General features: G+C 56.1%; 1 protein-coding gene. It reads left to right on the top strand.

Features of this window, described 5'->3' with window-relative positions:
* Positions 1–205 (top strand): FKBP-type peptidyl-prolyl cis-trans isomerase N-terminal domain-containing protein (locus A3714_RS07735; protein WP_197463391.1); only part of this gene is annotated, 205 nt, incomplete at both ends.

The following is a 205-nucleotide window of genomic DNA, read 5'->3' as shown; positions in this document are numbered from 1 at the left end:
GAGCTGAAAAGCGACGATCAGAAAGCGTCCTATGCGCTGGGCTTCCGCAGTGCGGAGCAAATGCGCAGCCTGGAGAATCTGGATCTGGAGGCCATGGTAGCGGGTCTGCGTGATGGTTTTGCCGAAGACGGCAAATCACAGCTGGGTGATGAAGATCTGGATCAGCTGATTCGTGATTTCCAGGGCCGCATGATTGAAGCCCAGC

Source organism: Alcanivorax sp. HI0007, assembly GCF_001635525.1.
GTDB lineage: Bacteria > Pseudomonadota > Gammaproteobacteria > Pseudomonadales > Alcanivoracaceae > Alcanivorax.
The sequence above is the reverse complement of the archived record's forward strand: the minus strand, read 5'-3'. Positions and strand labels throughout refer to the sequence as shown.